Genomic DNA, 25,226 nt, shown 5'->3' on the forward strand with positions numbered 1-25,226 from the left:
GGCTCATCGATTCCTTTCACCGGAGGACCTGCTTTCATGCGGTCGCATTATTTTGCTTCTGTTTTTTCAAGCATTTCTGGCTTCCACTTATCCATTGCTTCTTTCGGCAGTTTCTCAAAATCGATTCCCTGTTCTTTTGCCGCTTCTTTGTTAAACACAAGATTCAACTTGCTTGGGTAGCCAACAGGCAAATCTCCCGGCTTTGCTCCTTCTTTCAAGATTTTAACCGCCATCAAGCCGGTTTCGTATCCGATATCGGAATACTCAAATCCGACGCCAGCAAAACCCCCATTGCGCACGGATTCAAGTTCTCCCACAAATAGGGGAATGTCGTTTTTATTCGCAACGCTCACGATTGATTTCAGTGCCGCCACCGCGGTGTTATCCTGCGGTACATATATGGCATCCACCTTACCCACAAGCGACTCTGCTGCCTGCTTTATTTCACTCGTATTGGTCGCGGTAGCTTCCACCGGGGTAAGCTGAAGTTTGCCCAACTCTTCCTTTGCCACTTTCACGTTCGCCACGGAATTCGCTTCTCCGCTATTATAGATAATGCCAACTTTTTTCGCCTGCGGGAAGAAATCTTTAATGGCTTTCATTGTGTTCGGAATTACATCCGGCGGCGTGTCAGAAAAACCGGTGATATTTTTGCCCGGCTTCTCGAGATTATCCACCAGCTTGGCGCTTAACGGATCGGAAACAGCTGTAAAAAGAATCGGCGTATCTTTTATGTTTTGCAACATCGCCTGCGCATTCGGCGTCGCGATGGCAAGAATCAAATCTTTTTTATCAGCGGCAAATGTTTGTGCGATCGTATTGACATTTGTCTGATCAGCCTGCGCGTTTTGATAATCAATTTCCAGGTTCTTTCCTTCTTCTAAACCGTTATCTTTCAACGCTTTAATGAAACCTTCCCGCGCCGCATCCAATGCCGGATGCTCAACATACTGTGAAACACCTATTTTGAATTTCTTATCGGCGCTCGCTCCAGCTTCCGTCCCGGCTTTCTTCTCTGTTTCTTCTGCTTGCTGGTTAACGCTTTGTCCTCCGCAAGCGCTCAGCAACACTAGCATCGTCACAAAAAGCAATGCCAGCCATCGCCTTTTTCTCACCATACACATTCCCCCTACATCTTTAATTTTTTTCTTTATTATAAAAATTTAATATATTCATTATAACACGATCTATTTTACTTTAAAGCAAAAAATTAAGCGAAATATTCTTTTTTTTTAAAAGAATCAGATTAAATTACTTGAATTTTCTGCTTTAACGCGTCTAATGAAAAAAGCAAAAAAAGAGCTATTACTTGATAAACAAACCAATAATAGCTCCTTTCTTTATCCTATTCATCATATTAATGAAGGATAAAAACAATATCCGCTCATAGACTTAACGAAACGATAGCTTGTTGTGGGCGGCAACAAGCAACGTTGCCATATCGTCCGGCAACGGAGCCTCAAACGATAGCATCCTTTTATCGCGCGGATGCGGAAAGGACAACATGCGAGCATGCAGCGCCTGGCGACCAATTAGCATCCTTTCTCCACCGTATAAATCATCACCAAGCAATGGATGTCCCATATAACTCATATGAACACGAATTTGATGCGTGCGACCCGTATCCAATTTCAAACGTAAGTGAGTAAATGTTGCGTACCTTCCTAGCACTGTATAATGGGTACGCGCCCACTGTCCATCCTCATGCACGATTCGCTCCATCAGCGAATCTGCTTTGCGCCGGATTGGAGCGTCAATTGTCCCTGTATCCTCCCTCACTTGTCCATGCACGAAAGCTTCATAGTAGCGGATAATGCCTCCCGCGCGCTGCACGGCAGCTAGCTGCTGGTGTGAATATTGATTTTTCGCGATTAGCACAAGACCTGATGTGTCTTTATCAAGACGATTAACCGGGCGGAATTTACGTGAAATTCCCTGCCGCTGCCAATGGTAGACTACACCATTCGCCAACGTGCCATTCGGATGAAGCATCGTTGGATGTACGCAAAGATTCGGCGCTTTATCCACCACAAGAATATAATCGTCTTCATAAATAATGAAAAATGGGATCGGCTCAGGCTCAACATTTTCAGATTTTTCTTCAGGTAAATATAGTTCTACCGTGTCCCCCGGAGCAAGCGGATGATCTAGATAGGTTGGAACACCGTTCAAGCGAATCCCTTTGGCGCGCTTCAGTTCGACGAGCAAACTGCGGGAGATGCCGTGTTCTTCGCGCAAAAAGCTGCGCACGTTTCTTTTTTCCTGTTCTCCTCTATCTGCTTTCCACGGTACAGTAAACCGAATCACTTGTTGTATGTCATGGTTCTCATTCATTTCTTTCATCCTCCAAGCCTCACCTCATAATCGTTTCCGCTTTTTCTGCTTTGCAAGAAAATTATCCATTTTGGTGTTTTCATGTGTTTGAATATTCATTCATGTGTTATTATTAATTATAGTTATCAAATTTAACATAGCTTTTTACTTTAAGAAAAATAAAAATTTCAATGTAGGAGAGGGAGATTGAATGGCTCAGATCAAAACGTTCAAAAAAGTACTGGTGGCCAACCGCGGCGAGATTGCCATCCGAATTTTCCGAGCCTGCACGGAGCTTGGCATTCGCACAGTTGCCGTGTATTCCGAGCAAGACAATATTGCTCTGCATCGTTTTAAAGCTGACGAAGCGTATGTCATCGGAGAAGGCAAAGGCCCAATCGAAGCCTATCTGGACATTGAGGGCATCATCGAAATCGCCAAACGCCATGACGTCGATGCCATTCATCCCGGTTACGGCTTCCTGTCGGAAAACGAACAATTCGCCCGACGTTGTGAAGAAGAAGGCATCACGTTCATTGGTCCGACATCTGAACACATCCGCATGTTCGGCGATAAAGTGACCGCCCGCCAAATGGCGATCGAAGCTGGCATTCCGGTCATCCCCGGCACCCCGGAACCAGTACGCACGCTCGAAGAAGCGCTTCGTTTCGTCAAAGAGCATGGCTATCCCATTATCATCAAAGCGTCGTCCGGGGGCGGCGGTCGCGGCATGCGCATCGTTCGCAAGCAGGATGAACTGCAAAGCGCCCTCGACCGCGCCCGTTCCGAAGCGAAGTCCGCGTTCGGCAACCCGGCTGTTTATCTTGAAAAATATCTTGAACACCCGAAACATATCGAAGTACAGATCTTGGCTGACCGGTATGGGCACGCCGTCCACCTGTTCGAGCGCGACTGTTCCATCCAGCGCCGGCACCAAAAGGTGGTCGAAGTCGCCCCAAGCCTGTCCTTGACTGAGCGACAGCGGGAAGACATCTGCAATGCAGCCCTGCGCTTGGCCAAGACGTCCCGTTACATCAATGCCGGTACGGTCGAATTTCTGGTCACACCCGATGGGAATTTCTATTTTATCGAAGTGAATCCGCGCATTCAAGTCGAGCACACGATTACAGAGATGATCACCGGAATTGATATCGTGCAATCGCAAATCCGCATCGCGGAAGGATATGCGTTAGAAGATCCGGAAGTCGGCATTCCATCTCAGTCGAGCGTACAAATGCGTGGGTACGCCATTCAATCGCGTGTGACAACAGAAGATCCGGAAAACAACTTTCTACCGGATACTGGCCGCCTGCTCGCATACCGTTCGGCCAGCGGGTTCGGCGTTCGTCTGGACGCAGGAATCGGCGCGCCTGGCGCCACCATCACACCATACTACGATTCTCTGCTCGTGAAAGTGTCGACACATGCGCTCACATTTGAACGCGCTGCGCGAAAAATGCTGCGCACGCTCAAGGAATTCCGGATTCGCGGGGTAAAGACTAACATCCCGTTCTTAGAAAACGTCATGCAACACCCGGATTTCCTGCGCGGCACATACGACACCTCTTTTATTGATACGAAGCCGGAATTGTTCGAGTTTCCAAAACGAAAAGACCGCGGCACCAAGCTGCTTACCTATATCGGCCAGACGATTGTCAACGGGCACCCAGGCTTGGCGAAGATGGACAAAAAACCAACATTTCCGAAAGCGCGTATCCCGGAAACTTCATATTGGCAGGAATACCCAGTAGGCACCAAACAAATTCTGGACGAGCACGGACCGGAAGGCGTAGTGAAATGGATTCAGCAACAGAAAAAACTGCTGCTCACTGATACGACGTTTCGTGATGCGCACCAGTCGCTGCTCGCAACCCGTGTCCGCACATACGACTTGCTACAAATCGCCGAAGCGACCGGCAAGCTTGCGCCCGATTTGTTCTCGCTGGAAATGTGGGGTGGCGCGACGTTTGATACGAGCATGCGCTTTTTGAATGAGGATCCATGGGAACGTTTACTCAAACTGCGTGAAAAAATCCCGAATCTTCTGTTCCAGATGCTGTTCCGCGGTGCCAACGCTGTTGGCTACACGAACTATCCGGACAACGTTATCCAGAAGTTTATTGAAACTGCGGCACGTGCCGGCATTGACGTGTTCCGCATTTTCGACAGTCTCAACTGGGTGGAAGGGATGCGCCTGGCGATCGAAACGGTGCGCGAAACAGGCAAAATCGCGGAAGCGGCCATTTGCTATACCGGCGATATTTTGAACCCGAAACGTGATAAATATAATCTGAAGTACTACGTGAATCTAGCAAAAGAACTGGAAAAAGCCGGGGCTCACATCCTGGCAATTAAAGATATGGCTGGTCTTCTGAAACCATATGCCGCGTACGAATTGATCAAAGCGTTGAAACAAGAAATCGGCATTCCGATTCACCTGCATACGCATGATACTAGCGGCAACGCGGGCGCGATGCTGCTGAAAGCCTCCGAAGCCGGTGTCGACATTGTCGATGTGGCGCTAAGTTCCATGTCCGGTCTAACCTCACAGCCGAGCCTGAACGCCATTGCATACGCGCTCGAACACCATGAGCGGACGCCTGGTCTTTGTCACGAAAACTATCAGAAGCTCGCCGATTACTGGGAAGATGTACGCAAGTACTATGTTGGATTTGAAACGGAGATGAAAGCAAGCAACGCCGAAGTATACAAGCATGAAATGCCGGGCGGTCAGTACACCAATCTGGAACAACAGGCGAAAGCCGTCGGGCTTGGCGACCGCTGGGGCGAAGTGAAAGAGATGTACGCCACGGTCAACCGTATGTTCGGGGATATCGTCAAGGTAACGCCGTCTTCCAAAGTAGTGGGCGATATGGCATTGTTCATGGTGCAAAACAACCTGAACGAACAGAATGTATACGAAAAAGGCGAAACCATTGACTTTCCTGAATCAGTCATTACGTTCTTCCAGGGTTATCTCGGCCAGCCGTACGGCGGATTTCCCGAGGAGTTGCAGCGCATCATCCTGAAAGGCCGCGAAGCTTTCACCACCCGTCCAGGCGAATTGCTGCCATCCGCTGATTTTGACGAGATTAGAGCGATGCTGGAAGAAAAGCTGGAGCGCTCGGTAACCGACTATGATTTAATGTCGTACGTGATGTATCCGCAAGTCTTCCTTGATATGCAAAAACGCCAGCAAGAATTCGGTGACGTGTCTGTGCTGGATACACCAACCTTCTTCTATGGTCTACGCCTGGGTGAAGAAATCGCCGTCGACATTGAACAAGGAAAAACGCTGATAGTGAAGCTTGTATCCATCGGAGAAGTCAGACCGGACGGTATGCGTACCATCTACTACGAGTTAAACGGCCAGCCGCGCGAAATTAATGTGCGCGACGCATCGGCAAAAGTGACCACAGTCCAGCGTGCCAAGGCTGATCCGTCCGAACTAGGACAAATCGGCGCTTCCATGCCAGGCAAAGTGCTGAAAATCATGGTGGAGCAAGGCGACAAAGTGAAAAAAGGTGAACATGTCATCGTCACCGAAGCAATGAAGATGGAAACGACCATGCAGGCACCGTTCGATGGCGTAGTCAAAGAGATCCATGTTAAAGAAGGCGATTCGATCGAAACGGGCGATTTGCTGCTCGTCATTGTTAAAAAATAAAAAAGTTTTCTCCTACAAAAAAGAGCACTGTCACGTGCTCTTTTTGCTCTTTTTTCTTTAATGCAATTCCTCCATAATTTCATTGCCGCTTTTATCACCGCTATTGCACTTTTTTTCCGAATCCTTATTCCGAATCATTCCTTGAATTTTTTCCACAACAGCTGGCGCCAAATCCATCATTCGCTCATAAAGATGGGCCTGTCCTTGCAGCGTGATAGAACGAATCCCTTGTTTTCCGACAACCAGAAATGCTACAGGAGTAATGGAAATTCCACCACCGCTTCCTCCCCCGAATGGAAGCTCTCCTTTTTTTCCACTGTTTCCATGCTGACGCGTCACATCGCTCTCATAACTTCGACGTCCACTTTCACTGGTTTCCTGTTGTGTCTCAAACTCGCTACCTCCAGCCGCAAATCCGAATCCCACCTTAGAGACAGGAATAATTACACTTCCATCCGGTGTTTCCACCGGATCTCCAATAATGGTATTAACATCTACCATTTCTTTAATATTTTCCATCGCCGTTTTCATCAAGCCTTGAATCGGATGTTCTCCCATACACGTTCACGTCCTTTCCGGATATAATTTATCATAATTCGGATAACCGCAATGATAGCATGTCCGATTCGCAACCGGAGTATGCAAAGCAAGTAAATATCCAACATTTCGCGCTGAAAATCTGGAATGACGTACAACCGCGGTCTGGCGCGCAAAGAAATATAATGGGAAAGAAGCGCTATCAGCGCACTTTTTACCGTCCAAACCACACCAACAACCGCACCGGTAGCCGACGCTTCTCCGAGCCCAATATTTGTTTTCCATATTAATTCCTCGCCCCGAACATTCTCTAACGTTCGGCGCAAAATCTGGTTCAAATCGTATACATTCCGCAGCAAACGCGCAAATTTCCACTGCCACACCTGAATGGTACGCGGTGTAATCCATGTTTTCTTTGCCCGTTTCGGAGCTTGCTGCCCGACCTCCACTCTTTCCGAAACTTTGATCCCTTCAGAAATGCTTCGGATCTGAAGCTGATTCACTGTAAAGCGATATTTCAACAACCTTTTAAGCACCGATATTTCAATATCAATTCGGTCATTCTCGTTTGTACGTTCATATACGATTTTAATTCGGACAGACATAAACCAAATCAACAATATAAAAATTGCTATACCGCTTAAAAAAACAAGCCAGCCCATAGTCCGCTCCACCTTTCCACAGGTAGTATGGGCTGATTTTCCTTTCCTCATACAACTATCGGTGCTTGTGCTTGTATTATTTTTTAGCAACTTTTGCACAAAAAATGAGTCAAAACAATAGAAGAGATTACAGAAGACGGTGACGAAATAATGAAGAAAAACTGGATCATACTTGCTGCCAGCGCAGCTGTTGCTGTAGGTAGTCTGCTTGCGGGAGGGGGTTCTGCGGCAGCCGCTGCTCCGTTTTCGGACGTAAATGGACACTGGGCCGAAGCGCAAATTCTTTCCCTCACCAGTCAAGGGGTCATTAGCGGCATAAACAATCACACATTTGCCCCGGATCGCCCTTTGACCCGCGGACAATTTGTAGTCATGCTGGCAAAAATTCTTAAAAACGATCTGAAAACAACAGGATACAGACACGAAGTAAAAAACTATTTTACAGATGTGAAGGCTTCCGATTATTACGCGGACGAATTGGTTCGCCTGTGCAAAGCCAACATCATAGACAACAGGGGAAGTTTTCGCGGCGGGCGAAACATTACACGCCAGGAAATGGCGCACTATCTCGTAAATGCATACCGCTATCTCTACAAACAAGACTTATCTTCCCACATTAATACAAGTCGTATTCCTTTCAAAGATGCAAAGGATATTGCTCCGGGATATAGAGCCGATGTCGTCATCGCCGATAAAATTAACCTCATCTCCGGGCGCGATAACGGTAAATTCGCTCCACGCGCCACCCTTACCCGGGGTGAAGCCGCTTACGTCATTTACCGTTTCGGTCAAATTGTTCCGTACGAAGACGTCGGCGTACGTTCAGGCTCTCGGTTGACCACCATTCAGGACGCGTACTATAAAAACGGCAATCTATACATTACATTTACATACGATCTGCCCAGTGCAGGATATAACGGACAAATTATTGTCGTAACCCGTTCCGGGCAGCAAATTAATATTGATGTAGATCAAGTAAAACTGGACGATAGCTCTTCTGTCTCCGGATTTAAACAGACCCGTACCATCGTGGTAAAAGAAAGCAATATCAAAACTATCATTGTCCGTGTTAACGGACGAGAAATAACAAGGTTCAACGTATAACGCCAAAACGGAGCGTGACACATTACTCCCGCTCCGTTTTTGGTTAAACTGCTTATTTATTTTTTCCTTTGTGGCGTAAGAAAAATGCCTTCCGGATCCACAGCTTCGTAAAGAATGCGTAACTCTTCATACGTCGGTGGTTCCGTTTCCCCTTTGCAACGAGAAAAGTCCAATTCAAAACCTGTGTTCTCCTGCAATTGCTCCTGTGAAACGCCCGGGTGGATCGTATCCACATACATCATTCCCGTTTCCTCGTTAAAACGAAATACCGCCATATTGGTAATCACTGCGCTCGGACCGCCCAAAAACTTTTTGCCATATACCTGCCTACGGGGTACCAGCGTTCCTTCCGGCCATTTCTTCACCATCCAACCTGGGGATGTGATATAGTCTACTCGTTCTTTAAAACGGCGTTTTTCCTGTACCATAATAAATACGGTACGTTTGGCGAGCGAGTTGATATCCGGGTTGCCCCCACTGCCAGGAAAACGCATAGTAGGATTTGTATAATCGCCAACAACCGTAGTATTTACATTGCCATATTTGTCAATTTCCGCTCCGCCGAGATACGCAAGATCGATTTTTCCTCTTTGCAATTGGTTAAATACATCAAATAGACCGGAGGCGACTGCAGCCTTCGTCACACAACGCGGATCACCTACGGATGACGGCAGTGAATCACTTCTGGAATCTATCGTACCCGCTTCATAAATAAGCTTGCAATTTGGCGCATTTAGCCGTTGGGCCAGCATAATCGCTAACATTGGCAGCCCAGTACCAGCGAATACAACTTCTTCGTCCTTTACCTCGCGAGCCGCCGCTACCGCCAACATGTCTATGATTGAATATTCGCCAAGTTTTGCGTACGTTTTGTGCGTCATCTTACCGTTCCCCCCGTTTCACTTTTGTGCTATATTTCCGGTACGAATTCGCCCGCAGCTTTTCCAGACGTGATACCCCTAACTTATTCAGATATTCTGCATGGCTTCTTACACCAAACACCCATTCGTCAGCCCATGCTTTGAATCCTTCATCCGTTTTTGAAGCGGCTGCGAATTCGCGAATAAAAGCGCCGTCTGCGTCATAATAACCGTACGCTCCTGTCGGATGCGCGCTCCATGGAAGTTCTACAATCGCATCCACTAAATAACCTGGAATCAAATTGCGTTCCGGCTCTTCGCGCAAATATGATTCAGGCACGATTTCTTCCGCCAGTACAATCACTAAATCGGACGCTTTAATGGCCTGCTCGTCCGAGTACGTCTGCCCGGAAATCCTAATGGTTCCTTCTTCTCCCACCTGTTGAGCATGCACAATGCAAACGTGCGGCTGTACAGCAGGCACATGGATAAGTTCTCCCTCGTTGTAAAATGGATCCTGCGCAAAATCGAATTTTTTCGCTGGAATTTTTTCGTTAGAACCATCGCGTAAGCCCGCTTTTTCCAGCATATCGTATTCCGGATTTAAAATATCGGTACCACGCGACGCCCAGGTCGGCAGATAAGGAATGCCCATCGCACCCGCAGTCATCCGGTACAGCATATGCTGGTGACTATAATCTTCCACTATGACTGAGCGCTCTTTCAGTTTTCGGTCAAGACAATATGGGATTTTTCCGTATAGTTCATGTCCAATCCAGCACGACTCCCAGATAGAAACCGCTCCTGCCCCCACAAGTACTTCCGCGTGGGTGCCAGAATTAACTTCCACAAGGTGTAGGCCCTTTTTTTCCTGACGCAACATCTCATAAACGGCAGCCATGGGACGACGCCAGATAACGAAGCCACTAAAAGTAATCATATCGTTGTCATTAATCATTTGTATCGCTTCCTGTAAAGAACAGCGCTTATCCACCATGTTTGGCTCCTCCTTCACTCCTATTTATTTATATGTTTTCAATTATTATTTTTAAATAAATTCAGAAAAATGTCTATGATGCATGTTTTTGTTTTTTCGTCAACTATTTATCTTTATGAACGAACGCTTGCCTCCTTTTAACACAAACAATCTTCGAGCCTTAGCCCGAAGATTGTTGTTATTATTGCGTCTGAGCAGCTTTGCGTGCTTTCTCCGCCTGACGCAGTTCAACACGGCGGATTTTGCCGGATGTTGTCTTCGGCAGGTCGGATACAAACTCGATTTCCCGTGGATATTTGTACGGGGCAGTCACGCTCTTCACATGCTCTTGCAACTCTTTCACAAGAGCATCAGAAGCGGCGTTCGGGTCACGCAAAATCACGAATGCTTTTACGATGCTGCCGCGCACCGGATCCGGGCTTGCGACAACCGCGCACTCTTTTACGGCCGAATGTTTCACCAGCGCGTCTTCCACCTCAAATGGTCCAATCGTATAACCGGAGCTAATAATAATATCATCGGAACGACCTTCAAACCAGTAGTAACCGTCTTCATCTTCTCTTGCCTGGTCGCCTGTCAGGTACCATTCGCCACGAAATGCGGCCGCCGTACGCTCCGGATCATTGAGATAGCCTTTGAACAATGCCGGCACACTGCGATGCACTGCAATATCGCCCACCTGTCCGCACGGCACTGGGTTACCTTCCTCATCAATAATCGCAATCCGGTTTCCAGGAGTTGGCTTACCCATGGAGCCAGGTTTGACTTCCATTCCCTTCAGCGTCCCAATAAGCAACGTGTTTTCGGTTTGACCGTAGCCGTCACGCACCGTAACATTAAAATATTTTTTAAATGTGTCAATCACTTCGCGGTTTAGCGGTTCACCCGCGCTGACCGTGCTGCGAAGATGCTCTAAGTTATACTTTTCAAGTCCTTCTTCCTTTGCCATAATGCGATACTCAGTCGGCGTGCAGCACAATACGTTTACTTTGTATTTCTCAAGCAAGGAGAGATATTTCTTCGGTTCAAACCTGCCCATATACACAAACCCTGCCGCACCGGAACCGAGTACGGAAATAAACGGACTCCAATTCCACTTTGCCCAACCAGGACTGGCTGTTGCCCAGACAACATCGTTTTCCTGAACATCAAGCCATAGCTTAGCCGCAATCGCTTGATGGGCATACGCCCAGCTATGAGTGTGAATAACTCCTTTCGGATTACCGGTGGTGCCTGAGGTATAGTTTAAAAATGCAATATCGTCCGCACGCGTATTTTCAACCTTGAATTCTTCGCTCTGACCCTCAATCACTTTATCAAAAGAAATCCATCCTTCTCTCTCGCCACCGCACACAATAAACGTATCCATCGTGCGGCAATCTGAACGCACTTCATCAATGCGTTCCGTAAGTTCGTGATAGGCGATTACCGCTTTAACGCCAGCGTGCGTCGCACGGTAGAGAATGTCTTTCGGCATTAGCATTTCCGAGCTCGGAAGCACGATAGCGCCAATTTTTAGCACCGCCATATAGCTAATATACGCATGCTCAATACGTGGAAGAATAATCATGACTTTATCGCCCTTACTAATGCCTAACTCTACCAATCCATTCGCCAACCGATTGGAAAGTCGACATAATTCAGAATACGTAAATTGTTTTGTCTTCCCTTCTTCATTCTCCCACAGCAATGCCAGCTTACTCGGGTCTTTCGCATGCCGCTCGATGTCATTCACCATGTTATAGTACTCGGGTGCATGCAACTGTAATTCGGCCATTCTCCATCTCCTCCAAATTTTGTTTACTTTTGTAAGAGTGGTAAACATTCTTACTTCCTTTGAAAACGTTTACCGTAAGTTAATTATTCTATCTTTTTTGTTATTTTCCTTCTTTATTTTCCTAAATTATTAGAAAAAATGTGGTATTCAAAATTTAGATATAAGTTCGCATCCAAAAAATAAAGAAAGCCCCCAGGCACTCCCCACCCGTCCTTCTTCCAGAAATAAAGAAGGTCGGCGAATTTTCGCCGACCCTTTAAGCCAATTATGAAAGTTATGCACGGCCGCCAAGCTGTTGTTCAGCCATTTGAACAAGACGCTTCGTAATCTCGCCACCTACAGAACCGTTTTGACGAGCGGTTGTATCCGGTCCAAGCGTTACGCCGAACTCAGAAGCGATTTCATACTTCATTTGGTCCAGAGCGTTTTGAGCTTGAGGCACAACCAGATTGTTAGAGCTACGATTGTTGTTTTGTGCCATGTTGTTTCACCTCCTTGTGTGGTGTATCTATAGAATGTCACCACAAAGGAGGTTGCATACAGTTGAAAGAAAGGTAAATGTTGGAGCACACAACACATCAAATAATTGACTGATACAGCCGCTTCCGCCACCAGATCCCTAACCCGAGTATGACAGCAGTCAACAACAAAGGAAACAGCCAATCCAAATAATAATATACAGGAGCGATACGGTGCTGTACCGCTTCTTCTGATATAATCATCGTACCCGCCGTATAGCTAAGAATCCCGGCGCCGATATAAATCAATAACGGAACCTGATCCATCAAAGCAGCCACAGCGTTACTACCGACCATGAGTAACGGAATGCTCAGCCCCAAACCAAATAGTAACAGCATAAAGTCACCATGTGCAGCCCCTCCAACCGCCAGCACGTTGTCCAGGCTCATAACAAAATCGGCTATAATAATCGTCTGCACGGCGGTAAATAATGTATGTCCTGCTTTGATATCGGAAGTTTCTTCTCCATCACCAATCAGCAATTTAAATGCAATCCAAGCGAGCACAACGCCCCCAATTGCCTTCAGATATGGAATCAGCAGCACCCAGGTGGCAAGAGCCGTCAGAACAATGCGCAGCCCCACCGCGCCAGCCGTCCCAAAAATAACTGCTTTTTTCCGTTGAGGGGGCGGCAGTTTCCTGCTTGCCATACCGATAACAACCGCATTGTCTCCACTCAGTACAATATCGATAATAATAATATTAACAAACCTTATCCAAAACGAGACATCCATAACTCCTGTCCACCACCTTCTAGCACCCAATATATTCGGCAGACAGACAGGCTATGCCACGAAAGTAGGTAATGATGTGAAAGGAGAACCTATTTAAGATTTGCTTTCTTTATTTGCCCTTTTCTCACCGCATCCGGCTCCTTTTGCCTAAGAATGCCTAATCCAAATGCGGTGCACATTAAATTCGATGAACCCGTCTTTTTTCAATTGACTAATAATACGGCTAACCGTTTCCCGGGTCGTTCCCACCATATCAGCCAAATCCTGGTGGGTTAGCTCCATCTCCAGCGAATAACCACCCGCTTCTTCCTTGCCCTTTGACCTTGCCAGTGACAATAAGGTATTTATAATTTTTTCCTTCATGTCCCTGCTGAGAACATCAGAAAGGCGCCGCTGTAACTCAAGAATCTTAGCCTCCAACACTTGCAACAAACGAAGACAAAGAGACGGATTGCTAGTCAAAAGTGCTGTCAATTCTTTCACATTAATAAAATAAAGAGAAGCATCTTCAAGCGCTTCCGCCGTCGCTGGGTACACTCCTCCCCCAAACACGCCAACGTGTGGAAACATATCGCCTGTATGCAGTACATTCACGATTTGTTCCCTGCCATCTTCAGTTATCTTATAGACTTTGACCGTGCCTTGTTTCAGCAGATAAATGGCGGTACAAGACTTGCCTTCATAAAACAGGATGTCGCGCTTCTTTACTCTCTTATGCAACATCAAGCCAGCAATTTCTTTCCGCTCCTGCTCCGTAAGTGAAGCGAATAGGGGAACTGTGCCAAGAAAATCGCACAAAGCTTGAGCCTTCACTATTTTCCCCTCTTTTCTATCCTTAAGGAAAAATAAGGTGCCTCCCCAAAAGCGGCACCGGCTTTCCTAACGCAACAAATTAATAAACTCGCGCATGAACCCTGGCAAATCCGGCCAAGCATGACCAGACACAAGGTTTCCTTGCGTATGTAGCGTTTCTTCAATATAAGTTGCACCGCAAGCAACGACATCAGGCTTGCAAGCTGAGTAGGCTGTATATTCCCTTCCTTTCATTAAATCGGGTACAACCGAAAGCACTTGAGCCGCATGACAAATGGCACCTACCGGTTTATTGGCCTCAAAGAAGTGGCGCACAATTCGCGGTAAGTGCTCATTTAGACGAATATATTCAGGTGCTCGTCCGCCCGGAATAATCAACCCATCGTATGCGGCCGGGTCCACATCGGCAAATGCCACATGAGATTCTAAGCCATATGCCGGTTTTTCGACGTATGTCTCCATCCCTTCCACAAAATCATGGCTTACCGTTTGCAATCTCTTTACAGAAGGCGAAGCAATCGTCACTTCAAAGCCTTCTTCCAGGCAACGATAATACGGATAAAACACCTCTAGTGCCTCAACGGCATCCCCTGTTACGATTAGTACACGCTTGCTCATACAATCACCTCAAATCATATTTATGGCATTTCCAAAACCAATGCCTTATTTACCTGATAATTTTATTGATTCGACGCTGCACGCGGAATTCCTTCCCTCTCCCCGCTTATTACTAAAAAAGCATAAAATAGAACAAAAGGAGGAGGTTGTATGAGACTATTTACCGCGATTCAATTTAATGAAGAAACCATCCAAGAACTTTTGCGACTACAACGCGAACTAAAACGAAATGTCAAATGCCGAAAATGGCAAACGCCGCATCATATGCATTTGACCCTGCATTTTCTCGGCGAGCTTTCCAGACAACAGTCCGAACTTGTGCAGCAGGAAATGGAAGCCGTAGCCACCACATCTCCAGCCTTTTCTTTGCGCCTAGCCAAAATTGGAGCATTCCCTAATCTAACCTGGCCCCGCGTACTTTGGGCCGGGGTGCAGGAACAGACCCCCGGGTTATATGATTTGCAAAAAACATTGGCGGCGCGTTTGGCTCATCTCGGCCTTTATAAGGAAGAAAAGCGCTATCGCCCGCACATTACTTTAGCACGCGAACCAGATGCTGCTTCCTTTCCTCTTCCCATGGAAAAACTGCCTTGTGTACAAGCTATTGCTTGGACTGTGCAAGAAATTGCATTGTTTCATTCCACGCTGACACCGCAAGGTCCGATTTACCACATACTAGGAACGTATCCCTTAACAGGTATGCAATCATAAAAATAGTAAAGGGAACCTTCCGTATCATCCAGTCCTATTGCTGAATTTATTATGAGCGTTTTATTGCCTCTGCATACAAAAATGAGAAAAATGCGCAAACGTTGCCTATCTTTCTCTTCCTCCGTGCCACACGCTCCACACGGAAAAAGCAACGTCTGGCAGACGCCTCGCGAAAAAAAACCCCCTATGCGGGGGCAATTCCGTTTTTTATGTAAATACAACAGTCTTGTTCTTATCTACAAGAATACGGTCTTCGATGTGCCATTTTACGGCACGGGCAAGAACGATGCGTTCGATGTGACGGCCTTCTTTCTTCAAGTCGTTCACATTGTCGCGATGGCTGACGCGGCTTACATCCTGCTCGATAATCGGTCCTGCATCAAGTTCTTCTGTTACATAATGCGCGGTCGCGCCGATAATTTTTACCCCGCGCTTGTACGCTTGATCATACGGCTTGCCACCGATAAATGCCGGCAAGAAGGAATGGTGAATATTAATAATTCGATTGCGGAAATGCTCCACCAAATACGAAGACAAAATCTGCATATAGCGTGCCAGCACGATGAAATCAACGTTTCCTTCCATTAATTCGCGCTGTTTTTTCTCCACTTCCGGCTTCGTCTCTGGCGTTACCGGCAAATAGTGATATGGAATCCCCAGCGACTCAACAAGTTCCCGCGAATCTTCATGGTTGCTGATTACCATTGTAATCTCAGCGTTCAGATCGCCTGCCTGCCAATTCCAAAGCAATTCACGCAAGCAATGATCCTCTTTAGATACAAAGATCACCATTTTTTTAGGACGATTGGCCAGCGTAATTTTCCAATTCATGCTAAATTGATCCGCCACCGTCGTAAACGCGCGGCGCAACTCGTCAACCGTTTCTTCAAGACCTTCCTTAAAAAATTCAATTCGCATAAAAAACATGCCGCCTTCCGGATCCTGCGTATACTGATCCGATTGTAAAATATTGGCGCCATTTTCATGTAAAAACTTAGAAACCGCCGCAACAATCCCCGGCCGATCCGGACACGAAATCAATATCCGGCCCACTCCTCTGTACTTCTCCTGGAACATCGTTTTTACTTTCTGTGCTACCATCTCTGTTTATCCTCCACCACTTATGTATGAATTTTATTTTCTGACTATTATACATCATTCCAAAAGCTAGGCAAAGAAAAAAGGCGGAGGCCCGCCCTTTCCAATCTTTTCATTCTTTCTCCAGCAAACGGAAGAACCGTTCTTCCTGTACGCCATTGTCTTTTTCAAAAATACCGCGGCGGGCAATGGTTCTTGTCTTGCTGCCCGGCTTTTTCACCCCGCGCATGCTCATGCACAGATGTTCGGCTTCCACCACAGCGATCGCGCCCACCGGTTCAATCACTTTTTCAAGCGTGTCCACAATTTGATTCGTAATCCGCTCCTGTACCTGCGGACGGCGTGCCAAAATCTCAACAAGACGAGCAAATTTGCTCAAGCCGACAATACGACCGTTTGGGATATAACCGATATGAACCTTTCCGAAGAAAGGAACAAAATGATGTTCGCATACACTATAAAACGGAATATCCTGCACGATCACAATATCATTTGTTCCTTCAGCTGGAAATGTCTTTCCAAGCACTTCAGCCGGATCTTCGTGAAGCCCGCTAAAAATCTCCCGATACATTTTGGCAATGCGCTTCGGTGTCTCTTGCAATCCTTCCCGTTCTGGATCTTCACCAATCAAACTGATAATATCATAAAAGTGCTTTTCAATCGGATCTGTGAAAGTTCTACTGGACTTAACTGCTTCTGCGCGCATGGCGTTCATCTCCTTGACTCATATATAGAACAGATTGAGCAGTGCCAGCGTCTGTTCTCATAGAAACACCGTATAATATTCATCTAAGAATTGCAAGCTGAAAATGTTCTCCTTCAACATGGGGATAGGCAAAGGTACATCTTATCAAAGGCACGCCTTCCATTAAAGCAAAGCATATTTTCGTCGAAAACGCAGCAAAATTTTCGTCCAGCTTGTCCCAAACACGGCAAGAAAAAACACATTGGACAAAGCATGTGCAAGATCGAAATAGAAACTCTGCGCATAAGCGACGACAACCAATTGCCAGCTGAATGCATCCGGCAGGGCAATCAAATACCATATGTTCATGATCCACCCAAACAAAAATCCCCATACGAAACCAAATGCCAGCAACCCTAGTCGCTTTTTCATCCACCACGTATCTTTGAACCAACCTGCCGTCACACCAATCATGCCCCAACAAAACATTTGCCATGGCGTCCACGGCCCCTGACCAAGAAAAACGTTAGAAATAAGAGCGGCAACCGCGCCAATGACAAATCCGGCCTCCGCACCGAAAACGAGGGCAGATACGATAATGACAAACGAAGTCGGCTGTACGCTCGGTAAAGGCGCAAAAGGGACGCGCCCAACGGCGGCGATAGCCGCTAATACGGCAAGCAGTACCAATTCCCGCGCTTCAATATGCCTCCGTTCAAACTTAGCAAAAAACGGAAGCAAAGTGACTCCAATGAATACGAAACTAAGCAATAAGTAGTGTTCGTCCGTAAACGCGGACGAAAGCGCAAGAATGGTCAAAAGGAGAACGAGACTAACCAAAATTAACCGATGAGAACGCGCCATCTGTCCATCACATCCTCATAGGTTAACGCCTCCGGCCAATACTGCCGCACTACGCGATTAATAGCGGTCGTATAAAAATAATTTTCACTGAAAAAAACAGAAGGTTCAGCTTCTGTCGTAATCGCCCCATCAAACAGCAGAGCGCAGCGGGAAGCATGGCGCGCCGCAAATTCGATATCGTGCGTAACCATTACGACCGTCATACCCTGCGCACGCAGCGTATCAAGCAGCTCAGCAAAACGCTCTTTGACCAATGGGTCCATTCCTTTCGTCGGCTCATCTACAAGCAGGATGTGTGGCCGTGATAGCAGTATCAACGCAAGGGCAACCTTTTGCTGCTGTCCCCCGCTTAAATCATGTGGATGTTTTTTCAGTACATCTTCTATTTCTAAAAGCGATAAGAGATAAGAGATTTCTTCCTCAGGTCTCTCGCTCCCCACATAATCCGCCATATACCACAACTCTTCTTCCACAGTATCATGAAGAAAATACAGGAGAGGATTTTGCGCCAAATATCCAATCATGCGATAGCGCTCCGCTTCTTTTATCTTATGAACTGAGCGGCCCCTTAGCCATATGCTACCGCGCTGCGGTACAAGCATCCCGCCCATCACTTGCAGCAGCGTCGATTTTCCCGTGCCATTCCCGCCCAAAATAGCAAGAAGCTCTTTTTCATATACAGTAAGTGTAAGCTTTTGCAAAACCGGAGGTAATTCCTGTTTATACTGAAAAGCAATATCGTGACACTCCAGGAATATATTTGAGTTACAATCAGCAACATGTGAAGCGGAAGAAGACAAAGTTGGCCTCCTTTCCGTTTCATTCATCACCGCTTGCAACCACCGTTTTCCCTCACGTACCGTTAAGGGGATCGAAGAGGATAAATCATTGCTTTGAGCGCTTAAATACAAACGGGCAACAGAAGGCAAGTAAGAAAAATACGCAGTATCCTGCCGCACTGCGATTTCCCGGCTCATTTCTTCGGGTGTTCCCTGATATTTCATTCGCCCGTGCTGTAGCATCAACACCCGATCTGCAAGCGGCAATACTTCTTCTAACCGATGTTCACACATAATGACAGTAAGCGAAAATTCATCGTTTATTTGACGAATCATTTGCAGAAACTCGCGGGATGCAACCGGATCAAGCTGGGCCGTCGGCTCATCCAGCAACAAAACACGCGGCTGTAATAAAAGGACGGACGCCAGATTTATCATTTGCTGTTGTCCACCGGAAAGTTCATGTACCGGCATATATAATAAACGTTCCAAACCAAAAAACTGCACGATTTCAGCAAGGCGCTTACGCATTACCGGAACCGAATATCCTAAATTCTCCATCGAAAAGGCAAGCTCATGCCAAACCGTATCCATCACCATTTGATTTTCTGGATTTTGCAAAACCATTCCAATTTCAGCTGCAGCTGTCATGTCATCTTGTTCCACTAATGATTTTCCATTGTATAAAATTTCTCCTGTTCGTGTTCCTACGGGCATTAGCTCCTTTTTAAAATGACGCAGTAAAGTTGTTTTCCCGCAACCGGATGGCCCGCACAGCACAATAAACTCCCCTTCCGCAACGGTAAACGAAATATCGGAAAGAGCGGCTATCTCTTCATCTGGATAGCAAAAAGTCAAGTTTTTCACTTCAAACGTTGCCACACTTTTCTCTCCTTTCCTTCTATCCACAGCGGAATGAGCAAATATATGCAAAAAACAACATAGATGACCGTTTCTGCGGGGGTCAACAGAAGATGGCCAAGTCGCGGATAAATGGGCAATACACCATAACCTATTCCCCATCCTGCTATACAAACGATACCAGTGACACCAAGCGCAAGCAGAACCGCCCAGTCCCTGCGTTCCATACGATAAGGAAAATAAAAACTGCGCTTTGCAGTGCCATATCCGCGCCCCTTCATGGAATCGGCCGTTTGCAATGCCTCTTCCAACGACCAGATTAATAGTATGTGCAGCAGCTTCATTCCATCGCGCGCCCGTTTTGCCAGAGATCCATGGTAGATAGAAACTCCCTTTGTCCGCTGAACCAGGGCAATCTGATACAGCCTGCGCCTAAGCAACGGAACGAAGCGAATCGCCATCATCGCTAACAAAGTCGTTTTCGGAGCAAAACGGGAGAAAAGATACATGAGCTTATCTGTCGTAATAACATAATGATAAGATAAAAACGCTAATAAGATGACCAACACCGACAGCATCATCGTACATCCATATACTACCGCCTCCAATGTAATCGGTCGCTCAAGAAAATAAAACAAAATGTGCACACCACGTTGTGAAAAAAGCGGATTTAATACAATCAAAGCTCCGCCAAGCACCAAATATAGCGAAAACAAGCGGCGTAATTGTTGACTCCGCTTATGCAAGACGTTCAACACAAGAAGCAACACCAGAGCGGTGAGTAAAAAAATGGGGTGAAAGAAAAGCATGGCAAATACAATGACCCCTGTATAATAAAAAAAACACGGAACGGGGTGGAAAGAGGCAAAGCCGCCGTTCATTCCAGTTTCGCCCCTAAATCCCGTCCTAAATCAACGGTATATAGCCACTCAATTTTGTCGCCGGCTTTAACCGGAAAAATACCGGCGCTTTTATTCGGAAAAACCCCGTTTACCCGGTACATCCAACCGCTTTTGCTTCCCCTGTCAAATTCGTATAGATTGTCAATTCCTTCTACGTAGGCGGTCGCTTTCACGCCCCGATATTCCATCTGAATCTTTTTCTCTCGCGTAACCCGTTTGAGCACGTCAAGTACAGTATCGCCTTCCTGAATTTCAACTTCGGTTGGCGAAAGTATCGTTCCCCGTTCCTTATCCGCTACAATAGAAAAGGAGACCATTTTTTTAGCGGGGGAGGTTTCGCTAGCCTGTTGTGCCTTTTTCGTTTTCGCATGATCGACCGTCGCTTTCGCAGCCGCTTGAACCGGTACTGTCCGTTCTGCCGCTGCGACTGCTTTCGTTGTTTCTCTTTCCTGTTTCTGAGAAGAAGCATTATTTTTTTCTTTTTCCTGTTTTTGCGGTATCGGTTTGGATTGTGATGGATGGTTCATTGCCGCAGGTTGGGCCGTTTGGGCCTGGGATTCGGATAAAGCGGGAGCCGACGCCTGTGCGGTCGGCATTTGCTCGGCCTGTTTTTGCTCTGCCTGCTGTGTTAACGCAGATGTTTCCACCGCCTTTCCGGTATTGGCTGGCGTATTGGCCGGTGCTGTGCTACAACCAACAAGCAAGCTCAGCACGATAAGAACCCGAGCCAGAAAATAGAGTTGTGTGTTTCCTTTTTTAAGCATAAAGCGCCCTCCCTTGAAACATTTATTTATTCATTTTTTCATATAATTTAATGGCAACAACAGCCGCCATTTCCCGTGTAACGGGAACGTCCGGATAAAAAGCGTCGTCCGCTCCAACCATAATCTTTTGCTCGCGAACCGCCTGTATATATGGCAAAGTCTGCCTGAACGCCCGGTCATTGTCCCGGAAGCTCGCCTGTTTCAAAGCGGGAGACAGCCCAAATGCTTTTGCAATCATAACCGCCATTTCCTGACGGGAAACAATTTGTTCAGGTTGGAAAGAAGAAGGGGTAACCCCTTGAACAATTCCTTTTTCTCTTGCTTTCATAACATAACCGTAATACCAATTTTCCGGTGTAACATCCATAAAAACTTGTTTTGCCTCAACCGCAGGCATTTCATTACGCAATTTCATCAATAACACCGTCAACTGCGCCCGTGTCATGGCCTGTTTCGGAGCAAAACGTTGTTCCACCTCGCTAACGCTTTCCATCAGGCCCTTCTCATACGCTTGATACACAGCCGCCATCGCCCAGTCAGAGATCGCCCCCTCGTCTACAAAACGCATTGGCGTTGTATCTGTGTCAAAGGTAGCCTGGGCTTGTGTTTCCGTTATTTGATAAAGCTTTTCTTTTCCTGTTAGGAACCGATCATACGCTACTAGCGCCATAAGCGCCTGCTCAGTTGCCATTTTATCGGCCGGCTGGCCGATAAAATGGGCGTATCCGCCATCCGCTTGTTTAAAGCGGAATAAACTGGTCACGACATCTCCTTCCTCTTTCACAAATCTTGCATCTTTCGGATCGATTCCAACTGAAGCAAGGGCAATGATAACCTGGGAGACACTTTCGCTATTTTCATCGCCGAACAGTTTATAGCCGCCATTTTTGAGCTGAACCTCAGAAAGCCATTGTACCGCTTTGTCAACCGCCTGTTTTACGTCTTTTTTCTCTAAATATGAAGACAAGGCAGTAATGGCCATCGCTGTAATATCGACGTTGCTTTCCTCTCCTTTTACAAGCGGAAAACCACCATTTGGATTCTGCTGCTGCACCAACCAGTCGATCAACGTATTTCTTGTCCATCTGGCATGATTAGGAATTTCGTATTTACCGCTATCAAAAGCTAACAGCGCGAAAATCGGCCCATTTGTTCCCTGAATGGTCATATGCTCATGATTGTAAATTTTCTCGATTAAATTGTAACCGCCGATGCTGGCTGGATTCCCTCCTGCTGCTTTCACGGCTAGGGCAATGCGCTCATAATCGGTTACTTTGCGAAATTGTCCATTTTTCTCTCTAAGCATTTTTTCGATGGAGGCAAGATAGCCCGGAGGGAGCTTGCGGCCAGCGCGGGCCAGCGCGAACGCTCCCCATTCAGTAAGATTACCATCGCTTGCGTTTGCGAGAATTCGTTTACAAAGAGATTCAATCTCCACATCCAACGATGGAATGGACTGTGCTGTCTTCTCTACTTTGCTGCGATCGATCACCGCAAATTTTGTGAAATGATCCACTTTTCCGATAATAATACCTGTTTTCGCATCCAATACTGCGGGGATCGGAATCCACTCATTTTTCTGCTCGTCCAGCCATGCCAATACAAGAGCGTGTAATTGCTCCGTTTCGATAGGAATTTTTATCATAATGTATATCGATTTGTTAAACTTCGTACCATCCGGCCCGAAATCATATATCCCAGAGACAAGCTCCGGACGTTGAACCATCTGTTCGGTAATCGTGAGCGAAGTTGTTTTGGATAAAGCTTGCGCTGGAACGATGAGTTGTACTTCATCCATATTATCTTTAATTACGCTTTCGACAGCGGCTGAAACGGACTGTTGTAACGATACCGTATGATTAGCCAACGATTGCTTTATCTGCTCCGCTTGCCTGGCATCCATTCTTTCGGCAGCATTTAGCACAACCGTCGTTGTGGCCACTTTGCTTATCGGCTGTGTATTATTCGGCGTAAGACCAATACGGTTAAGTTCATTTTCAACATGCGCCGGAATGGAAAATGTTCCATCTTTGTACGTATCCGCAAGAAAATACGCACCTAAATCCTTGCCGAGATCAAGCGTATAGCGCCAGGCTACAACATCCCCATCTTCTAACATATAAATGCCTGCACTGTAATTGGGAAACCAGCCGTTAACCGAATACATCCAACCGCTCTGCGGACCGCGATCAAACTCCCCCAGCCCATCAATGGCTTCTACGTACAGCGTCGCCCCGGAACCGCGAGATTCTACTTTATTGCCTAACATACGCCGGAGAACGGTATAGGCTGTGTCCCCCTCCTTCAGCTCTACCGACTGAGCAGGCAAAATGACGCCGCGCTGACTATCCCCGATTACGGATAGCGTAATTGTTTTTTTTACAGGAACAGGTGTATTCGGGGGCGTTCCTCCTTCAGGCGGTGTTGATCCATCGGGAAGCGGCGACCCTGGTTCCGTTGGAGGTTTTTCCGATGTTGGTGGTGAAGGCTGAGCCGCGAAGCGATAAAGCGGAGATTTCCCCTTCGTAAATAAATCATATGCTACCAGCGCCTGCAACGCTTGTTCCGTAGCCATCCTATCCGTTTTTCCGCCCGCTACATGGACAAAGCCTCCGTCCGACTGCCGGTATGAAAGTAAATGATGCAACAAATTTTTTCCTGATTTTGTGAAAGCGGCTGAAGTCGGGTCTATGCCATTCGCGGTTAAAGCGATAATCACCTGGGCTGTAGTCTCGCTCGGCTCCGTTACGTCCCCCAAAAAACGAAATGTGTATCCGCCCGTTTCATTTTGTTGAGCCGATAAATAAGCAACCGCCTTATCAACAACCGTTTGCACTTCAGGACGGTTTTTGTATGGCGCAAGAGAGGTCAGCGCCATCGCCGTTATATCGAGATTGCTTTCGGCTCCGGGCGAAAGCGGCCAACTTCCGTCCGCATATTGATGTTGCACAATGTAAGCAATAAGCTTCTCGCGATTCCATTGCGCATCTTCAGGCGTTTTGTAATCTCCGCAGTCAAGGGCGATTAAAGCAAAAATCGGTCCGTTGAGCCCTTGGTTTGTCATGCGAGAATTGTTGTAAATTTTTTCGATGAAGTTATAGCCGGCGATTGCGGTCGGATCACCGCCTACCGCTTTGACCGCTAAAGCAATTCGTTCATAGTCGGTTACTTTACGGTACTGTCCTTTTGCGGCCGCGACCTCCCGTTCTATGCTTTCGAGATAGCTTGCCGGAACCGCTTGTCCAGCGCGCGCAAGCCCGATTGCTTCCCATTCAGATAGTTGATTATGGCTCAGGGCATACTGACTCGCTGTCTGAATCGCCTCTTCAATGCCAACAGAATGGCCAGTAGACTGCTCTTGTACGGTTACTGTATCAGGAGTTACTGTAGTATCGCTCCCCAAATCTCCTCTTATTTTTGGTACAATAGAAGCATAAGCCGGCTTCGGTTGAAACCAAGAAAACCCTAACACTGTAGAAATAAAAAGAAAGAAGATCGTGAATAAAGCAAAATACTTTTTCCATGTATTTCTGAAACCCATTTTCTCATTACCCCCTTCGCTCTTAAAGAAATGTCAATGCACAATAACAAACAAAGCCACCCTTATACAAGGGTGGCCTCACATACAATGAAATGTTGCAATAACAAACAATGGAACAATACAAGAAAAAAAGCATACAAAAGCCCAGCTGTATTGTACACTGTTGTCGTTTCTTTATTCTCACCCCCCGAAGAATCAGAAACATCTTAGAGAAAGGCAGGTCTCCTGGCTCATGGATCATCGCTTCTCCATACCTTCCCATTTCATCACAGAAACAGTGGCGTATATTGCTGGAGTCACTCCCCATTTACAGTGGCGGGACCGCGTCGGATTTGCACCGTTCTTCCCTTTTAAGCAAAAAGCACACAGGCAATTTGCACCTTTCCCCGCTCTTTATTCAATTTTTATTCTTATGATACT

At 46.6% G+C, this 25,226-nt stretch carries 21 protein-coding genes and 1 riboswitch; of the genes, 3 read left to right on the forward strand and 18 right to left on the reverse strand.

Going from position 1 to position 25,226, the window contains the following annotated elements:
- Positions 1-47 precede the first annotated feature (47 nt).
- The gene (locus ACH33_RS13435; protein ID WP_057899486.1) at positions 48-1,118 is read right to left on the reverse strand and encodes an ABC transporter substrate-binding protein; all 1,071 of its coding nucleotides are present in this window, start codon (positions 1,116-1,118) and stop codon (positions 48-50) included.
- 274 nt (positions 1,119-1,392) lie between these two features.
- Complete coding sequence (locus tag ACH33_RS13440) at positions 1,393-2,334, reverse strand: RluA family pseudouridine synthase (RefSeq protein ID WP_082706199.1); 942 nt, start codon at positions 2,332-2,334, stop codon at positions 1,393-1,395.
- A 190-nt stretch (positions 2,335-2,524) separates the two neighbouring features.
- Between ACH33_RS13440 and pyc the strand changes: the two genes are divergently transcribed.
- Positions 2,525-5,980, forward strand: coding sequence for a pyruvate carboxylase (gene pyc / locus ACH33_RS13445; protein WP_057899487.1), 3,456 nt, complete (start codon positions 2,525-2,527; stop codon positions 5,978-5,980).
- A gap of 57 nt (positions 5,981-6,037) precedes the next feature.
- On the opposite strand, the gene ytfJ is transcribed toward pyc, so the two are convergent.
- The gene (gene ytfJ, locus ACH33_RS13450) at positions 6,038-6,538 is read right to left on the reverse strand and encodes a GerW family sporulation protein (RefSeq protein WP_057899488.1); all 501 of its coding nucleotides are present in this window, start codon (positions 6,536-6,538) and stop codon (positions 6,038-6,040) included.
- A complete protein-coding gene (locus ACH33_RS13455) occupies positions 6,511-7,179 on the reverse strand; it encodes a DUF2953 domain-containing protein (RefSeq protein ID WP_057899489.1) in 669 nt (222 codons plus the stop codon). The genes ytfJ and ACH33_RS13455 overlap by 28 nt, the downstream gene beginning before the upstream one ends.
- A gap of 150 nt (positions 7,180-7,329) precedes the next feature.
- Between ACH33_RS13455 and ACH33_RS13460 the strand changes: the two genes are divergently transcribed.
- Positions 7,330-8,283 carry an S-layer homology domain-containing protein gene (locus ACH33_RS13460; RefSeq protein ID WP_057899490.1) on the forward strand — a complete coding sequence of 318 codons (954 nt, stop codon included), beginning with the start codon at positions 7,330-7,332 and terminating at the stop codon, positions 8,281-8,283.
- A gap of 56 nt (positions 8,284-8,339) precedes the next feature.
- On the opposite strand, the gene ACH33_RS13465 is transcribed toward ACH33_RS13460, so the two are convergent.
- From ACH33_RS13465 to ACH33_RS13495, 7 genes are all read right to left on the reverse strand, one after another.
- The gene (locus tag ACH33_RS13465) at positions 8,340-9,164 is read right to left on the reverse strand and encodes a CoA-transferase subunit beta (protein ID WP_057899491.1); all 825 of its coding nucleotides are present in this window, start codon (positions 9,162-9,164) and stop codon (positions 8,340-8,342) included.
- A gap of 1 nt (position 9,165) precedes the next feature.
- Positions 9,166-10,140 carry a CoA transferase subunit A gene (locus ACH33_RS13470; RefSeq protein WP_057899492.1) on the reverse strand — a complete coding sequence of 325 codons (975 nt, stop codon included), beginning with the start codon at positions 10,138-10,140 and terminating at the stop codon, positions 9,166-9,168.
- 181 nt (positions 10,141-10,321) lie between these two features.
- The gene (gene mbcS, locus ACH33_RS13475) at positions 10,322-11,917 is read right to left on the reverse strand and encodes an acyl-CoA synthetase MbcS (protein ID WP_057899493.1); all 1,596 of its coding nucleotides are present in this window, start codon (positions 11,915-11,917) and stop codon (positions 10,322-10,324) included.
- Between the two features lie 274 nt (positions 11,918-12,191).
- Entirely contained in the window at positions 12,192-12,398 is a 207-nt protein-coding gene (locus ACH33_RS13480) for an alpha/beta-type small acid-soluble spore protein (RefSeq protein ID WP_057899494.1), read from the reverse strand.
- Between the two features lie 97 nt (positions 12,399-12,495).
- Complete coding sequence (locus tag ACH33_RS13485; RefSeq protein ID WP_057899495.1) at positions 12,496-13,170, reverse strand: TerC family protein; 675 nt, start codon at positions 13,168-13,170, stop codon at positions 12,496-12,498.
- Between the two features lie 147 nt (positions 13,171-13,317).
- The gene (locus ACH33_RS13490) at positions 13,318-13,983 is read right to left on the reverse strand and encodes a Crp/Fnr family transcriptional regulator (RefSeq protein WP_057899496.1); all 666 of its coding nucleotides are present in this window, start codon (positions 13,981-13,983) and stop codon (positions 13,318-13,320) included.
- A 66-nt stretch (positions 13,984-14,049) separates the two neighbouring features.
- Entirely contained in the window at positions 14,050-14,601 is a 552-nt protein-coding gene (locus tag ACH33_RS13495; protein WP_057899497.1) for a DJ-1/PfpI family protein, read from the reverse strand.
- Positions 14,602-14,751: 150 nt separating this feature from the next.
- Here ACH33_RS13495 and thpR point away from each other — a divergent pair, with 150 nt between their 5' ends.
- On the forward strand, positions 14,752-15,312 hold the full coding sequence (gene thpR / locus ACH33_RS13500; protein WP_057899498.1) for an RNA 2',3'-cyclic phosphodiesterase: 561 nt from the start codon (positions 14,752-14,754) through the stop codon (positions 15,310-15,312).
- A gap of 207 nt (positions 15,313-15,519) precedes the next feature.
- Here thpR and purU read toward each other — a convergent pair whose 3' ends face one another.
- The 7 genes from purU to ACH33_RS13535 all read right to left on the reverse strand — a co-directional run bounded on the left by purU (position 15,520) and on the right by ACH33_RS13535 (position 24,806).
- Entirely contained in the window at positions 15,520-16,413 is an 894-nt protein-coding gene (gene purU / locus ACH33_RS13505; protein WP_057899499.1) for a formyltetrahydrofolate deformylase, read from the reverse strand.
- Between the two features lie 109 nt (positions 16,414-16,522).
- A complete protein-coding gene (gene folE, locus ACH33_RS13510) occupies positions 16,523-17,116 on the reverse strand; it encodes a GTP cyclohydrolase I FolE (RefSeq protein ID WP_082706064.1) in 594 nt (197 codons plus the stop codon).
- A 162-nt stretch (positions 17,117-17,278) separates the two neighbouring features.
- On the reverse strand, positions 17,279-17,959 hold the full coding sequence (locus ACH33_RS13515; RefSeq protein ID WP_057899501.1) for an ECF transporter S component: 681 nt from the start codon (positions 17,957-17,959) through the stop codon (positions 17,279-17,281).
- Positions 17,938-19,620, reverse strand: a complete 1,683-nt coding sequence (locus ACH33_RS13520; protein WP_057899502.1) for an ABC transporter ATP-binding protein — start codon at positions 19,618-19,620, stop codon at positions 17,938-17,940. Before ACH33_RS13520 ends, ACH33_RS13515 begins: the two co-directional genes overlap by 22 nt.
- Complete coding sequence (locus ACH33_RS13525) at positions 19,602-20,480, reverse strand: energy-coupling factor transporter transmembrane component T (RefSeq protein WP_057899503.1); 879 nt, start codon at positions 20,478-20,480, stop codon at positions 19,602-19,604. Before ACH33_RS13525 ends, ACH33_RS13520 begins: the two co-directional genes overlap by 19 nt.
- Positions 20,477-21,265: a DUF4430 domain-containing protein gene (locus tag ACH33_RS13530; RefSeq protein ID WP_057899504.1), complete on the reverse strand. Its 789-nt coding sequence runs from the start codon at positions 21,263-21,265 to the stop codon at positions 20,477-20,479. The genes ACH33_RS13525 and ACH33_RS13530 overlap by 4 nt, the downstream gene beginning before the upstream one ends.
- Positions 21,266-21,287: 22 nt before the next feature.
- Positions 21,288-24,806, reverse strand: coding sequence for an S-layer homology domain-containing protein (locus tag ACH33_RS13535; protein WP_057899505.1), 3,519 nt, complete (start codon positions 24,804-24,806; stop codon positions 21,288-21,290).
- Positions 24,807-25,004: 198 nt separating this feature from the next.
- A riboswitch (cobalamin riboswitch) is annotated at positions 25,005-25,205 on the reverse strand.
- Positions 25,206-25,226: the final 21 nt, after the last annotated feature.

Source organism: Aneurinibacillus sp. XH2 (genome assembly GCF_001439585.2).
GTDB lineage: Bacteria > Bacillota > Bacilli > Aneurinibacillales > Aneurinibacillaceae > Aneurinibacillus > Aneurinibacillus thermoaerophilus.

Excerpts from the sequence above, each read along its gene's own strand:
- ACH33_RS13435 (WP_057899486.1), bottom strand. The coding sequence starts at position 1,118 with ATGGTGAGAAAAAGGCGATGGCTGGCATTGCTTTTTGTGACGATGCTA.
- ACH33_RS13440 (WP_082706199.1), bottom strand. The coding sequence starts at position 2,334 with ATGAATGAGAACCATGACATACAACAAGTGATTCGGTTTACTGTACCG.
- pyc (WP_057899487.1), top strand. The coding sequence starts at position 2,525 with ATGGCTCAGATCAAAACGTTCAAAAAAGTACTGGTGGCCAACCGCGGC.
- ytfJ (WP_057899488.1), bottom strand. The coding sequence starts at position 6,538 with ATGGGAGAACATCCGATTCAAGGCTTGATGAAAACGGCGATGGAAAAT.
- ACH33_RS13455 (WP_057899489.1), bottom strand. The coding sequence starts at position 7,179 with ATGGGCTGGCTTGTTTTTTTAAGCGGTATAGCAATTTTTATATTGTTG.
- ACH33_RS13460 (WP_057899490.1), top strand. The coding sequence starts at position 7,330 with ATGAAGAAAAACTGGATCATACTTGCTGCCAGCGCAGCTGTTGCTGTA.
- ACH33_RS13465 (WP_057899491.1), bottom strand. The coding sequence starts at position 9,164 with ATGACGCACAAAACGTACGCAAAACTTGGCGAATATTCAATCATAGAC.
- ACH33_RS13470 (WP_057899492.1), bottom strand. The coding sequence starts at position 10,140 with ATGGTGGATAAGCGCTGTTCTTTACAGGAAGCGATACAAATGATTAAT.
- mbcS (WP_057899493.1), bottom strand. The coding sequence starts at position 11,917 with ATGGCCGAATTACAGTTGCATGCACCCGAGTACTATAACATGGTGAAT.
- ACH33_RS13480 (WP_057899494.1), bottom strand. The coding sequence starts at position 12,398 with ATGGCACAAAACAACAATCGTAGCTCTAACAATCTGGTTGTGCCTCAA.
- ACH33_RS13485 (WP_057899495.1), bottom strand. The coding sequence starts at position 13,170 with ATGGATGTCTCGTTTTGGATAAGGTTTGTTAATATTATTATTATCGAT.
- ACH33_RS13495 (WP_057899497.1), bottom strand. The coding sequence starts at position 14,601 with ATGAGCAAGCGTGTACTAATCGTAACAGGGGATGCCGTTGAGGCACTA.
- thpR (WP_057899498.1), top strand. The coding sequence starts at position 14,752 with ATGAGACTATTTACCGCGATTCAATTTAATGAAGAAACCATCCAAGAA.
- purU (WP_057899499.1), bottom strand. The coding sequence starts at position 16,413 with ATGGTAGCACAGAAAGTAAAAACGATGTTCCAGGAGAAGTACAGAGGA.
- folE (WP_082706064.1), bottom strand. The coding sequence starts at position 17,116 with ATGCGCGCAGAAGCAGTTAAGTCCAGTAGAACTTTCACAGATCCGATT.
- ACH33_RS13515 (WP_057899501.1), bottom strand. The coding sequence starts at position 17,959 with ATGGCGCGTTCTCATCGGTTAATTTTGGTTAGTCTCGTTCTCCTTTTG.
- ACH33_RS13525 (WP_057899503.1), bottom strand. The coding sequence starts at position 20,480 with ATGAACGGCGGCTTTGCCTCTTTCCACCCCGTTCCGTGTTTTTTTTAT.
- ACH33_RS13530 (WP_057899504.1), bottom strand. The coding sequence starts at position 21,265 with ATGCTTAAAAAAGGAAACACACAACTCTATTTTCTGGCTCGGGTTCTT.
- ACH33_RS13535 (WP_057899505.1), bottom strand. The coding sequence starts at position 24,806 with ATGGGTTTCAGAAATACATGGAAAAAGTATTTTGCTTTATTCACGATC.